12 protein-coding genes are annotated in these 13,105 nt (G+C 32.5%); 8 read left to right on the forward strand and 4 right to left on the reverse strand.

The window, feature by feature from the left end; translation table 11 throughout:
- Positions 1–26: 26 nt before the first annotated feature.
- Positions 27–1,892, reverse strand: coding sequence for an LTA synthase family protein (locus phytr_RS01360; RefSeq protein WP_106874104.1), 1,866 nt, complete (start codon positions 1,890–1,892; stop codon positions 27–29).
- A gap of 103 nt (positions 1,893–1,995) precedes the next feature.
- Between phytr_RS01360 and phytr_RS01365 the strand changes: the two genes are divergently transcribed.
- The 6 genes from phytr_RS01365 (at position 1,996) to phytr_RS01390 (ending at position 7,964) form a co-directional block, all read left to right on the forward strand.
- Entirely contained in the window at positions 1,996–3,594 is a 1,599-nt protein-coding gene (locus tag phytr_RS01365; protein ID WP_410519434.1) for a lysine--tRNA ligase, read from the forward strand.
- A 95-nt stretch (positions 3,595–3,689) separates the two neighbouring features.
- Entirely contained in the window at positions 3,690–3,977 is a 288-nt protein-coding gene (locus phytr_RS01370) for an HU family DNA-binding protein (RefSeq protein WP_106874106.1), read from the forward strand.
- A gap of 14 nt (positions 3,978–3,991) precedes the next feature.
- Positions 3,992–5,830 carry a DNA mismatch repair endonuclease MutL gene (gene mutL, locus phytr_RS01375; RefSeq protein ID WP_106874107.1) on the forward strand — a complete coding sequence of 613 codons (1,839 nt, stop codon included), beginning with the start codon at positions 3,992–3,994 and terminating at the stop codon, positions 5,828–5,830.
- Between the two features lie 3 nt (positions 5,831–5,833).
- On the forward strand, positions 5,834–6,487 hold the full coding sequence (locus phytr_RS01380; protein WP_106874108.1) for a carbonic anhydrase: 654 nt from the start codon (positions 5,834–5,836) through the stop codon (positions 6,485–6,487).
- A gap of 247 nt (positions 6,488–6,734) precedes the next feature.
- Complete coding sequence (locus phytr_RS01385) at positions 6,735–7,265, forward strand: hypothetical protein (RefSeq protein ID WP_106874109.1); 531 nt, start codon at positions 6,735–6,737, stop codon at positions 7,263–7,265.
- Positions 7,266–7,586: 321 nt separating this feature from the next.
- Positions 7,587–7,964 (forward strand): hypothetical protein, encoded by a 378-nt coding sequence (locus phytr_RS01390; RefSeq protein WP_106874110.1) that lies wholly within the window; start codon positions 7,587–7,589, stop codon positions 7,962–7,964.
- Positions 7,965–8,088: 124 nt separating this feature from the next.
- Here phytr_RS01390 and phytr_RS01395 read toward each other — a convergent pair whose 3' ends face one another.
- Both phytr_RS01395 and phytr_RS01400 read right to left on the reverse strand, forming a co-directional pair.
- Positions 8,089–8,331 (reverse strand): DUF2312 domain-containing protein, encoded by a 243-nt coding sequence (locus phytr_RS01395; protein WP_106874111.1) that lies wholly within the window; start codon positions 8,329–8,331, stop codon positions 8,089–8,091.
- Positions 8,331–10,070, reverse strand: a complete 1,740-nt coding sequence (locus tag phytr_RS01400) for a 30S ribosomal protein S1 (protein ID WP_106874112.1) — start codon at positions 10,068–10,070, stop codon at positions 8,331–8,333. The genes phytr_RS01395 and phytr_RS01400 overlap by 1 nt, the downstream gene beginning before the upstream one ends.
- Before the next feature lie 523 nt (positions 10,071–10,593).
- Between phytr_RS01400 and def the strand changes: the two genes are divergently transcribed.
- Both def and fmt read left to right on the forward strand, forming a co-directional pair.
- A complete protein-coding gene (def, locus tag phytr_RS01405; RefSeq protein WP_106874113.1) occupies positions 10,594–11,115 on the forward strand; it encodes a peptide deformylase in 522 nt (173 codons plus the stop codon).
- Positions 11,112–12,032, forward strand: a complete 921-nt coding sequence (fmt, locus tag phytr_RS01410; protein WP_106874114.1) for a methionyl-tRNA formyltransferase — start codon at positions 11,112–11,114, stop codon at positions 12,030–12,032. Before def ends, fmt begins: the two co-directional genes overlap by 4 nt.
- Position 12,033: 1 nt before the next feature.
- Here fmt and phytr_RS01415 read toward each other — a convergent pair whose 3' ends face one another.
- Positions 12,034–13,011, reverse strand: a complete 978-nt coding sequence (locus phytr_RS01415) for an ankyrin repeat domain-containing protein (protein WP_106874115.1) — start codon at positions 13,009–13,011, stop codon at positions 12,034–12,036.
- Between the last annotated feature and the right edge of the window lie 94 nt (positions 13,012–13,105).

A 13,105-nucleotide genomic window follows, 5' to 3' on the forward strand; every position in this document is an offset into this window, starting at 1 on the left:
AAGTAATTTTATGTTTAGAATTAACTTTAGTAATAAAACATATATGCACTTTGGTAAAAAGCTATGGCTTCTTCTAGGAGATTCGTATCCTTTTGTTTGGATATAGACTGGTTATTGCCCTCTATGTCATAGAATATTGGCTCTTTTCTTGGAGTTAAGACTACCATGTTTTTATCTTTCATGAATCCAAGCATTTGATACGTCGATATAAAAGATCTATTGGCAGGATAATTTAATATATCTTGACCAAAAAATTGATTTTTGTACTCAAAGTTCAAAATACCTAACACCGTTGGCATAACATCAATTTGGCTACATAATGAGGTCTCTTTTTGAGGTTGCAATATTCCTGGAGCGTATATCATAAGTGGTATATGATATTTTTGGACTGGTAAGTGTATTTTACCAGCACTTGATGCGCAATGATCTGCCGTAATGACAAAGATAGTATCTTTAAACCAAGGCTTTGTGCGAGCCTTTTCGATAAAACTTTTTATTGCATAATCTGTATATTTGACAGCAGCTGCTCTATTGCTACCAGAAGCAAGATCAATCTTACCGGATGGGAATGTATATGGTCTGTGGTTTGAAGTTGTTAGTATTACTGAAAAAAAGGGCTTATCGCCCTTTGTATCAAAATATTGGATAGATTTATCGAATAGATTTTCATCAGCAACTCCCCATATGTTAGCAAAGGTAATTTCACTTGAATCAAAATCACTTCTATCAATTACTTTATATTTATTGTTCGTAAAAAAGTTCAACATGTTATCAAAATATCCATAACCCCCATAGATAAAGCTGATATCGTATCCATTTTCTCGAAATATATCACCAGCTGTGAAGAAGTTGTTATGATCTGGTTTGCGGATTAAAGAAGCTCCTGGGGAAGGTGGAGTAGACAATAATATTGCTTCAAGTCCTCTAACTGTTCTTGTGCCTGTTGCATAATAATTTGTGAAAAATACGCTTTGATCTGCTAAAGAGTCTAAAAACGGAGTGATGTTTTGCTGATTGCCAAATTTACCCATGAATTCTGAACTCATACTTTCGATGATAATCAACACTACATTTAATTTTTTATTTTTAGCACTGTTTTTAATAGGATGATTAATCCGCTCAATTTCATTACCGCCATCAAGCAAGGTCTGGTTAGGTTGTAAAATATTATGTCTTACAATAGAAAAAGCTTTTTCTTGATCGATTGTAGGATAAAATTGCATGTAATCTAGTGAGTTATAGTAAAAAGCAGCAAAAAGCTGGTACAATCCATTTTTGTTTAGTTCTTGAGCATATACGTTAGAGGTAAAGTTCACTTTGTGTGGACTGTAAAATAAAAAAGCAAAGCTACAAATTAATCCACTAAAAATAAAATACAGAAGATTATGCTGGCGACTTATTGCAGTTTTTTTATAACGTAAGAAGTATTTTAGAGAGACAATAGAGCCAACAAGAATTACAGGAATAATCCACCACAAAGGCATCTCCTGTCTAAGTGTTCCTATAATTTCATGTGTATATATAATGTAATCAACAGCAATGAAGTTAAATCGAGTCCCAAATTCATCCCAGAACATTACCTCAGCAATAAAACATAAAAATGTAAGGCTTGATAATGCAAGGAACATTACTATGTTTACTACTTGAAGCAGAGTTTTGTTTTTAAAAACTAGGTCAATGAAAAATTGTATGACGCTTAGTACGACTAAAATATATGAAATGGTTATAACATCGTTAATAAATCCTATAAAAAAAATCTCAGGAATTTGAAAGAGAGTGATTTGCTGATAGAATATAGCATACACTACAAGCAAAGCCCTTGTAATTATTTGTATTAGTCCATAAAGCTTACAAGAAGCTAAATGAAAATCTCGGTGCTGTAATTTGTACATATTTTTATCATAGTTTATAAGCTTTATCCTCTACAAGGCCTTTGGTGTAATTTTACTATATTTTAACATTTATAAGTGCATTCGTATGTTCGATCAAGAGTTTCTGCAAAGATTTAGAGAATCTAATTTAAAAAAAGCTTGGCCATTTGAGGAAGCTGAAAGAATTTTAAAAAATTTAGGTGGAAAATTGCCATCTAAATCTTATGTATTATTTGAGACAGGTTATGGTCCTTCGGGTTTACCTCATATAGGTACATTTGGAGAAGTTGCAAGAACAAGTATGGTTAGACATGTTTTTGAGCAAATTTCAGGCTTTGCTACAAGATTAATTTGTTTTTCTGATGATATGGATGGTTTGCGCAAAGTTCCTTCTAATATTCCAAATCGAGAAATGGTGGCCGGATATATCGACAAACCTCTTACAGAAATTCCCGATCCTTATGGAGAAGCTAAAAGTTATGGTCATTACATGAATCAGAAGCTTAAAAGTTTTTTAGATGCTTTTGATTTTGAATATGAGTTTTATAGTGCCACAGATTGCTACAAAAGCGGCATGTTCGATGATATGATGCTTAAAGTTTTAGCAAATCATGAAAAGATTAAACAAATTATTCTTCCGACATTGGGTGATGAGCGAAAAAAAACTTATTCACCTTTTCTCCCCATTGATCCTATCAGTGGTAAGGTTTTACAAGTTGCAATAATTAAAACTAATTTAGATAAAGGAACGGTTACATATTTGGATGACAATAATAATGAGATTGAAGTTGCGGTAACAAGGGGAGGATGTAAATTACAATGGAAGGTAGATTTTGGTATGCGTTGGGCTGCTTTAGATGTCGATTATGAGATGTACGGTAAAGATATTATGTCTAACGCTACCCTTTATTCTAAAGTATGTCAGGTGTTGGGTAAAAAACCTCCTGCACAATTTTTTTATGAGTTATTTTTGGATGAAACAGGACAAAAAATTTCCAAATCTAAAGGAAACAGTATAACTATAGATGAATGGTTGAAATATGCACCACTAGCTTCTTTATCTTTATTCATGTACCAATCCCCTAATAGGGCAAAAAGAATGTATTTTGACATTATTCCAAAGTTAGTCGATGAGTACATATCTTTAAATAATCAGTACCATCAATTAGAAGATTTAGAGAGCAAAGTAAATCACCCTCTTTACCATATACATAGAGGAAATGTGCCACATGCGCAAACTTATGGTTTAACTTTTGCGCTACTTATCAACCTAGCTTGTGTTTGTAATCCTGAAAATAAAAATATTTTGTGGGGCTTTATTTTCAAATATACCCCTCATGCAAGCAAAAATTCAGCAATAGAAAACGAATTTTTAGATCAGCTTGTTGGTTTTGCAATTAGATACTATGAAGATTTTGTGCGTGCAAATAAGAACTATTTAGTTCCATCTCAAAATCATATTTTGATATTGGAAAAAATTATAAGCATGCTAGAGAATTTACCAAATGATACTGATGCACAAGAGGTTCAGAGCCGTATATATGCCATTGGTATGGAAAGTGGATATGAAAATTTAAAAGACTTTTTTGGTGATTTATATAGAATTTTACTAGGTCAATCATCTGGCCCAAGACTTGGTTCATTCATTAAATTGTATGGTTTTGATGAGACTACTAAGCTTATAAAAATGAAAATTAATACAAAAAATGAAAAAAATAGCTAAAAGTTTAGAAAAGTTGAGAAATTGGCTTGAAATGCCTAAAAGAAAAATATATTCTCAATTTTAAATTGTTATCGTTTTAATTCACTGGGTTTTATATGAATAAAGAAGAGTTTATCGCTTTTATAGCAAAAGAAAAGTCTGTCACTAAGAAAGCAGCTGACGAAATTATTTCTAATTTCGTAGATTCTGTAATCAGCGCTATGGAAAAAGGACAATCTGTCAATCTTATCGGTTTTGGTAGCTTTTACCTAATTCCTATGAAGGCTAGAAAAGGAGTGAATCCTAAAACTAAAGCTCCAATGATGATTGATGCTTATGTTAAACCTAATTTTAAGCCTGGACAATGGCTTAAAACTGCGGCTAACAAAAGCAATAAAAAATAATAAGTTGATGCTTAATGCCGATAATAAGGCTAAGTGAAAATACTGTCAACTTAATAGCGGCAGGAGAGGTGGTCGAAAGACCATCTTCTGTCGTTAAAGAGCTAATAGAAAATTCTATAGATTCTGGAGCAAAAAACATAAATATATACCTCGAGCAATCCGGAAAAAATCTCATATCCGTCTCAGATGATGGTTGTGGTATGTCTCAAGAGGATATGACCCTTGCTATTCAAAGACACACAACTTCTAAATTAAATGAACAAGACATAACTGATATTAAATTCTTTGGTTTCAGGGGTGAGGCATTGCCATCAATAGCATCTGTTAGCAAGATGACTATAGTGAGTAAGGCTTTTGGCAATGATATGGCTTATCAACTACAAGTAGTAGATAATAAGGCGGCAAATATATTTGAAGTAGCTCATAATCACGGTACTCAAATTAGGGTACAAGACTTATTTGGTTGCATACCAGCCAGGCTTAAATTTTTGAGAAGTGATCAAAGAGAACTAGCTGCATGCGTTGATGTAGTCAAAAAACTTGCGCTTGCAAATCCACAAATAGCCTTTACTTTGAAGCATGGATCAAGTATCTTGCTCAAATTATCAGCAAATTCGAGTCTCAAAGAGCGCATCGAGTTTATTTTAGGTAAATCATTTATGACCAACGCCATTAACGTTGATTTTATTAATGATTATATTAAGGTTTATGGATACATAGCTTCTCCAACATATCATAAAGCATCGTCTGAACAACAATTTATTTTCGTCAATGGTCGGCCAGTAAAGGATAAGTTGCTTAGTACTTGCTTAAAGGTAGCATATCAAGATTATATAGTGCAAGGCAGGTTTGCGCCTGTTGTATTATTTATTGAAGTACCCTTTAAATTTGTTGATGTAAATGTTCATCCTGCAAAAATTGAGGTAAGATTTCAAGATATGATGTTGATTAAGAGTACTTTGATTAAATCTATTTCTGAGGCATTAGAAAGAACTATTAAAGAACAATATAATTTGAGTCCTGATTTGCTGGGACCTCAGGATATTTTTTCTCATAGTTTAAATGAAACCTCAAAGGCCTATGTGCCATCTTATGCTAATGAACCTATCTTCAGCTTTAATCAGATAAATGAATTGCCTAAAATAACCAGTACTTCTAATAAGCCATTAGAGTTATTTACTGTTATTCAAGAAGAAGAGATGCCTATTTCTTCCAAAGAAACGGAAATTGAGTTTACGCAAAGTGTATTCATAGATTCTAACAATCCTGAAAGCTCATTAGGCAATGCTATTGCTCAATTGCATAATAATTATATTGTAGCCCAAAATAGCTTAGGAATAATAATGATTGATCAACATGCGGCGCACGAAAGGATAGTATATGAGCAAATTAAGAAAGAGATAAAGCAGCATTCTTTACAGGGACAAAAATTGCTTTTACCAATAGTAGTAGAGTTGGATAGTGAAAAAAAAGTAGACTTTCTTTTGGAACAACAAGAACACTTAAGGTCTTTGGCTTTGCATTTTGAAAAAGTTGGTCCTAAGTCTCTCCGTGTTTTAGAAGTGCCAAGAATCATTAAGTCTACTAATGTGCACCAATTGATTCATGATATAGCAGATGAAGTTTCGGAAGAAGAGCATGAATTTTCACTTACTCACCTTGTGGAGCATATCATAGAAACCTATGCTTGCCACCACTCCATAAGGAGCGGACAGAAGCTTTCTGTAAAAGAAATGAATGAATTGCTAAGACAAATAGAAAATACACCAGGAGCAGGGCAATGTTGTCATGGAAGACCTACATATATATTTGTTAGCTTGAAAGATATAGAGAAGTTATTTAAGAGAAGGTGAGTTGTGCCTAAAAATTTACATAATCTAATAGATGGTTATAAGGAATTTAGAAAGAACTATTTTTCTCATCATAAAGCTTTGTTTGATAACTTAAGTACACATGGACAAAGTCCAAAGATTCTGATCATAGCTTGTTCAGATTCCCGAGTAGATCCTGCTATAGTTACTAATGCTATTCCCGGTGACTTGTTTGTAATTAGGAATGTTGCAAATTTAGTTCCAAACTGTGAAGAAGAAGATCTAATTAATTATCATGGTACTTCAGCTGCAATAGAATACGCTGTATGTGATCTAAAAGTAAGGCATATTATAGTGTGCGGGCATGCAAAATGTGGGGGTTTGACATCTATGTTTAATACCACTTCTCAAAAACGTAGTCCCAGCTTTATGAACAAATGGGTCAGTATAGCAAAGAATCCATTTAATAAAGTTCACGAAAAATATTTTCATGAATCATTAGATAGGAAAATTGAGCTCCTTGCTAAAGAATCTTTAATCAATTCACTATCCAATCTTAAAACGTTTCCTTGGCTTTCAGAAAAGGTTAAGCAAAATGATTTATTTTTACATGCATGGTATTTTGAGATCGCTACTTGCAACATACAATTTTTAGATACAGACGGTGCTTTTAAAGATCTTGCGGGTTATAAATACTAAAATACTAAACACTAGCTTGACAATATAACTGAAATATTGTAATATAATTTAAAAAATTATATATTTATTATGTAAATTATTGCTCCTATTCTTACACCATCATATTGTACGAATGATATGCTTCTTTCTCAGCCCCAAAATCTTCGCTTAATATCTGAAAAACCAACTATAACAAAAACTTCTGATATAAAGGTTACCTAATATTATTCTTAAAATTCTTGATAGTTCAAGCGGAGTTGATGGGATAATGTTCGAAAACAGTTGCTCAGGAATGGATGTGGGGCAAGAAAAAATAGTTACTACCTTTAAAAACAATATATCGCTAGTTGATAATGGTGTATCAGGTTCGGGAAGGATATATAGATTAAATGTAAATAAATCTAATGAGCTAAATAACAAAATAATCACCTTACGTGCAGAATCTATGGGTACCTACCAAGAAGGACTTATTTTACCTTTTCCGTTACCTAATTTCGACCTACAGTCATATTTAATATCTGCGTCAGTATATTACAATTTTGAGTTAAATTCTGAGTTTTCTACTGAATCAATCAAGGCAAATTTCGATCGTATTTTAAAAAATGAAGGCAAAAACTATAAAGTGATTTTAAGTAATGCATCTTGTTTAATAAGTGCTAGATTTTATCCTTATAGAAATGGGTCTAAAGTTTTAATTGAAGCAAAGCTGTTTAGTATAAAAACTACTAATAACATTATAAATGTTAGTCAAAGTATATTTGAACTGGAGCAACGTCTAAAAAATATAGTAAATTCTTAGAACAGATTAGGTAGATTTTAATAATAAATACCAGCAATTAAATTAAATCCTTGGCGTATTTCAAATAAGAAATAACAATCAAGTTTTAAAACACATTACAAAAAATAGTAACAATAAAACCGCTATGTTGGATTTTATTGTACGTTTTTAAAAGGTTTTAAGCATAATGTTAAGTCACGGATTTTAGAAACTATATGAATAAAAATCACAATTTGTAAAATTCGTGCTTGCAAATCTAAATTTATTATGTACAATCTAATCTTTAATTGTTATATATGATTAACTCCTTGATGTTTAATATTTTGGTTAAGTATAAAAATTATGACTAATGATGATAAGCCTAAAAATTTAGAAAAAAGCTACTTTTTTGTAAATACTTCTGATGTTCACGTATCAAATTCTTGTCCTGAGACGCCGACTTTTAATTTAATCGATTTACCACCGCCCCCGCCACTTTGTTTACAACGTCAATACACGTTTTATAGCAATTGTGAAATAAATGATAATTTATCAAAAAATCATAAAGATGATATTATTTCTACTATATCTGCTAAGTTATTAGAGACATATATAGTGCCTCATGTAGAAAGGGAACAATTTGTTGTCTCAAATGATCAGAATATTGATAACATGGAGACTTGGGATATGGAAGATTTGCTATTAGGAAAAGATATTCCTACTCATAGTAATTATTTATAGAAGGTCTTAGAAAAAAAGCACAGATTAAAAATTTATTAATCTTGCTTTAAAGATGTCGAGTTCTACTAATACTGAATTTATGTTTAAATTTAGGGACCTATAAAAATGTCCCCAAAATCTAAAATTATACTTCTAAAATGTCTCTGTATAAATCTATAAGAGCGTCTTGTTCTTCCAGCTCTTTAGGATCAACTGATCTGAGTTTTAATACTTGCTTTAAAATTTTTACATCAAAGCCATGAGCTTTAGCCTCAGCATAAGTTTCTCTTAGAGCTTCCTCAACATGTGATTTTTCTTCAAGCAGCCTATCAATCTTATCCACTAAGCTTTTAAGCTGCTGCTTAGCATTGTTGTCAAAACCTATCATTATTCTTTATCTTCTTTGCCGACGATATTTGAAACATTTATGACGTTATTGCTACCACTATCAATTGAGCCATAAGTTTTGATGATTTCATCGTGTTCCTTTCTTTCTAGTTCTCTTATTGACAAAAATATGACATCTGAATTTTTATCATAATTTAAGGCTTTTGCTCGAATTTCTTGACCAACTTCAAAATTACTAATCTTTTGCTCGGCTCTATCTAAAGCTAGTTCATTACGTTTAATAATGCCTTTCAAACCATCTGTTGTTTTGACTTCTACCTGATCGTCATTTAACTTTGTTATTACGCAATCAACTTTATCAGCTGAAAGAAGTTGTTCATAAGGATCTTGTTCAAGTTGTTTGATACCTAAACGCACTTGTTCTTTTTCAACGTCTATAATTAAAATCTTAGCTTCAATATCTTGGTCTTTAGCATAATTTTTTAATAGCTCTTGGTTGCTAGCAGCCTGCCATGAAATATCTGATAAATGTATGATACCGTCTATTTCATCTCCTAATGCCACGAAAATACCAACATTTTCTGCTATATTGCGAATTTTTGTTTTGATAACCTGTCCAACAGAATGATTATCTGCAAAAATTTGCCATGGATTTGGCCTGCATCTCTTCATACTAAGAGAAATTTTGTGTTTATCTATGTCTATCTCTTTGACCACGTATTCAATCTCTTGATCAACTTTTAAAACCTTTTTAGGATCTGGTGGATTTTTGGACCAACTAATCTCTGTGCTATGCACTAAACCTTCAATATCGTCTTTCAGTTCCACAAAGGCGCCGAAAGTTTCCACTTTACTGATACGTCCTTTTAAGACTTTGCCTATTGGCAATTCAGAAGCAATTTGTTTCCACGGACTTTCAGTTAATTGCTTCATACCCACATGCAATCTTAAAGTCTCTTTATCAAATTTGATAACTTTGACTTTAACTTTTTGTCCTATGGATAATACCTCCAAAGGATAATTAATCCTTTTCCATGAGATGTCTGTAATGTGTAATAATGCATCTACGCTACCAAGGTCTATGAACGCTCCATATTCGGTAATATTTTTGACAACACCTTCCATCACAGTTTCTCCTTCAACAATTTTGCCTAAGAGTGCTTTTTTAGCTTCTGATCTTTCATCTTCTAAGACGGCTCTACGTGATACAACAATGTTTCCTAACTTGTGGTCCATTTTGATGATACGGAATTTCTGAGGTGAAGCCATCAATTCTTGAATAAAGTTTGCATCAACAGGTCTTAAGTCAACTTGACTACCTGGTAAGAATGCTACAACACCACATAAATCAACTGCAAAACCACCGCGTACTCTTTCAAAAATAGTTCCTTGAACAATTTTGTTTTCGGCAAAACTGTTGCTAACTTCTTGCCAGGCTTTCTCACGTATAGCTTTTGCCCTACTTAAAACGGTCTTACCATTAATTCCTTCGAGTTTATCGACATAAATTTCAACTACATCTCCTACTTGTGGATCGGGAGTATTAATTTCTAGCTTAAATTCAGACATTGGAATTCTTCCTTCATTTTTAAGACCAACGTCTATAACGACTATATCGTTTTCAACTCCTATAACTATGCCTTTTATAATTGACCCTTTTGATGGCAGTATGGTTTCTGCGCTTATTAAGGAATCAAAGTCTGAAACAGTTGCAACTTGATTAATTTGTTCTTCTGTTGCGATGTTAGGTGTGAATCTTTTTCTTATTTTTTGTGACATAATTTTAGGGGTTAAACCGAATATAATTTTAATTGTTAAACTAGTGAACCTTTAGATTATACAGGAACTTGTATGTATATTTCAAGGTGCAATTTCTGATTTCTATTGCTTGGGGGGTAGAAGAGGCTAGGTGCTACAACGCTAGTCTTTCTCTTGTATCACTTTTTGTTGTAGGTTCAATCTATATAGTTTGGGTGTGAACTGGTTTTGCTTGTGATGTATCACGACTTGTGCCATCAAACAATACGGGAGCTGCAACTTGAGAAGGTATTTTAGGATTTTTATCTGCAAATTAGAGCATTTTTAATCTTATTATCATAATTAATTAACGATTTTGAAGTTCAAGGACCTGATCTTAGATGTACTTTTAAACACAATTCTTCCACTCTATAATTTTTGAAAATAGCACTAAGATCATCAATATTGATACAAATTTTCAAGTACAACCACTATGTGTACTAAACTTATTGAGTAAAATGTGTTATAATAGAAGCTTGTAATATAGTTTAATCAATTATAGATTATGTCTTTATTAGAAGTTTTAACAATTCCAGATAAGCGCTTAAGGCAAAAGTGTGGCAAGGTTGAGCTTGTCGATGATAATTTAAGAAAATTCATGCTTGATATGGTTGAAACTATGCGTGCCGAAAATGGCATAGGACTAGCTGCAAATCAAGTGGGAGTATTAAAAAGGATCATCACAATCGACCTTTCTGAAGTAGAAGAAATAAAAAGGCAAGAAAATTTCTATCCCCTATTTTTGATAAACCCAGAATTTACTTTACATTCAGATGAGAAGACATATTTTAATGAAGGATGTTTGTCTGTTCCTGGAAGTAAAATAGAAGTCCTGAGACCAAAGGCAATAGAAATAAAATATATCGATTTTAATAGTAAACCTCAAAAATTATACGACGATGATTTCTTGGCTAGGGTCATACAACATGAAATGGATCACTTAGAAGGCAAGGTAATTCTAGACTATGTATCCAAATTGAAAAGGGACTTGATAATTAAAAAAATCTCTAAAGAGCAAAGACTGTGAAGGTTATATTTATAGGTACAAGCTCTTTTGCTGTGCCAGCGCTTTTATCTCTAATTCGCAATCATCAAGTTCAAGCAGTATTTACTCAATCTCCTAAACCAGCTGGTAGAAAGATGCAAATGAAGCTTTCGCCAGTGCATAAGGTGGCAAATTATTATGGTATTCCCGTACATACTCCGGCTAAGCTTCGAACTTATGAATCATATCAACTAATCAAAAGTATAGAAGCTGAGGTAATAGTTGTATGCTCATATGGATTAATCATACCTTCTAATATTTTAGAATCAAAAAAGTATGGTTGTCTTAATATTCATCCATCTAGGTTACCTAAATATAGAGGGGCAGCGCCTTTACAGCGGGCTATCATAGATGGAGAAAAAAGTACAGGTATTTGTATCATGCAAATGGATGCGACATTAGATACGGGCGATGTTATATTAAGTACAGATTTTCCTATTATAGAAAATACTAGATATCCTTTATTAAGTGAACAATGCGCAGTCATAGGAGCCTTGCTACTTGATAAAACTATTCATAATATAGCTTTATTACCCCGTATTCCTCAAAGTAATGAAGGTGTAAGTTATGCTCATAAATTGACAAAGGAAGAAGGCAAGATTGATTGGAATAAGAGCGCATTTGAAATAAATTGTCAGGTGAGGGGTATGAATCCATGGCCTGGAACATTTTTTAATTATAATGGGGAACAAATAAAAATTTGGGCGGCAAAACACGTTAATTTGAATCATGACTTTGAGCCAGGTTGCGTGATAGATAAAAATCTATTAATAGCATGTAAAAAAGATGCTCTACAAATTATAGCTCTTCAACGACCTGGAGGAAAAAAGCTTCTGACGTCAGAGTTTTTAAAGGGCTTTAATATTCCTCAAGGGGCAGCGCTGAATAATCTAAAATAAGTTAGATTTCGCAATCTTGAGGCTCCTGAGTTGTACCTATTTCTAACCTAGAAACTTGGCTCTCTATGTCACTAGTTATAGATGTTTGATTATTATCCCCTTCTTTCATATTTGAATCAGCTTCTTTTACAGAGCGACTTGTCATAATTGTTCCAAATATCCCTGAAGGATCTAGGTAACCAATAAGTTGGGGCAGCACCTGTGCGTATGTTAATACATCACTTTTGTATGGATTATGTCCTTCTATCGAATCATATAGAGGCATTATTTTGACAAAACCATCTTCGCACAACTTTGTTTCTGTTTTAAACTTTGGTGCTTGTGCCTCCGCTAAGGAATACCCTACATAATTAGCTATGTTTGGACTCAGTCCGTCAATTATGGATTCTAATTTTTCTTTTAATTTTTGATTATTCTTTATATTATCCTGAGAAATAAAGCTTTGGTATAGTTCTTTCTCTTTAACTAATAGCTTGAGCTTTTTATTATCTTGTTTAAGGCTATCTGGTAATTTATTTTTTTGCCAAGCTTTTAGTCTATTACTAACGTCGTGTTGAATCAGTTCCACTGCTATATTTACGTGGTTATTTTGAATAGCTAAATCTAATGCGGATAAATTTTTGAAAGGTCCGATTGTATCTTTGAATTCTGTATCTACGCCATGTTCTAGGAGTAGTTTTACAACATTGATACGTCCATAATAAGTTGCTAAATTCAACGGAGTTAATCCTTTATTTGAGGGGAGGTTAAGATATGTTGAGATACCTTTAGATGAATATAACTTTAACCGCGTTAATACATGTTCTACCAACTGATCGTCACCATATTCAATAACATCGCAGATAATAGTTTGTACAACCTCGTGATGCTCAAACATTAAATCTGACGGATAATTCCCTATCAGTTGATTGATTGTTTCTATGTCTTTATCATGCACGTATTTCGTATAAAAACTATTTGAAAATGATTTGAATTCCATATATTAAATATTATTTGATACCATATATGCTAATATAATATTTAATTGGATCCAAATAATTTATTTATAATTTTAACATAAAAATCTTAACTAA

This window comes from Candidatus Phycorickettsia trachydisci (genome assembly GCF_003015145.1).
GTDB classification, from domain to species: domain Bacteria; phylum Pseudomonadota; class Alphaproteobacteria; order Rickettsiales; family Rickettsiaceae; genus Phycorickettsia; species Phycorickettsia trachydisci.

What these genes read in the sequence shown, in the direction of transcription:
- phytr_RS01360 (WP_106874104.1), bottom strand. Translation starts at nt 1,892, where the DNA reads ATGTACAAATTACAGCACCGAGATTTTCATTTAGCTTCTTGTAAGCTT.
- phytr_RS01370 (WP_106874106.1), top strand. Translation starts at nt 3,690, where the DNA reads ATGAATAAAGAAGAGTTTATCGCTTTTATAGCAAAAGAAAAGTCTGTC.
- mutL (WP_106874107.1), top strand. Translation starts at nt 3,992, where the DNA reads ATGCCGATAATAAGGCTAAGTGAAAATACTGTCAACTTAATAGCGGCA.
- phytr_RS01385 (WP_106874109.1), top strand. Translation starts at nt 6,735, where the DNA reads ATGTTCGAAAACAGTTGCTCAGGAATGGATGTGGGGCAAGAAAAAATA.
- phytr_RS01390 (WP_106874110.1), top strand. Translation starts at nt 7,587, where the DNA reads ATGACTAATGATGATAAGCCTAAAAATTTAGAAAAAAGCTACTTTTTT.
- phytr_RS01395 (WP_106874111.1), bottom strand. Translation starts at nt 8,331, where the DNA reads ATGATAGGTTTTGACAACAATGCTAAGCAGCAGCTTAAAAGCTTAGTG.
- phytr_RS01400 (WP_106874112.1), bottom strand. Translation starts at nt 10,070, where the DNA reads ATGTCACAAAAAATAAGAAAAAGATTCACACCTAACATCGCAACAGAA.
- def (WP_106874113.1), top strand. Translation starts at nt 10,594, where the DNA reads ATGTCTTTATTAGAAGTTTTAACAATTCCAGATAAGCGCTTAAGGCAA.
- phytr_RS01415 (WP_106874115.1), bottom strand. Translation starts at nt 13,011, where the DNA reads ATGGAATTCAAATCATTTTCAAATAGTTTTTATACGAAATACGTGCAT.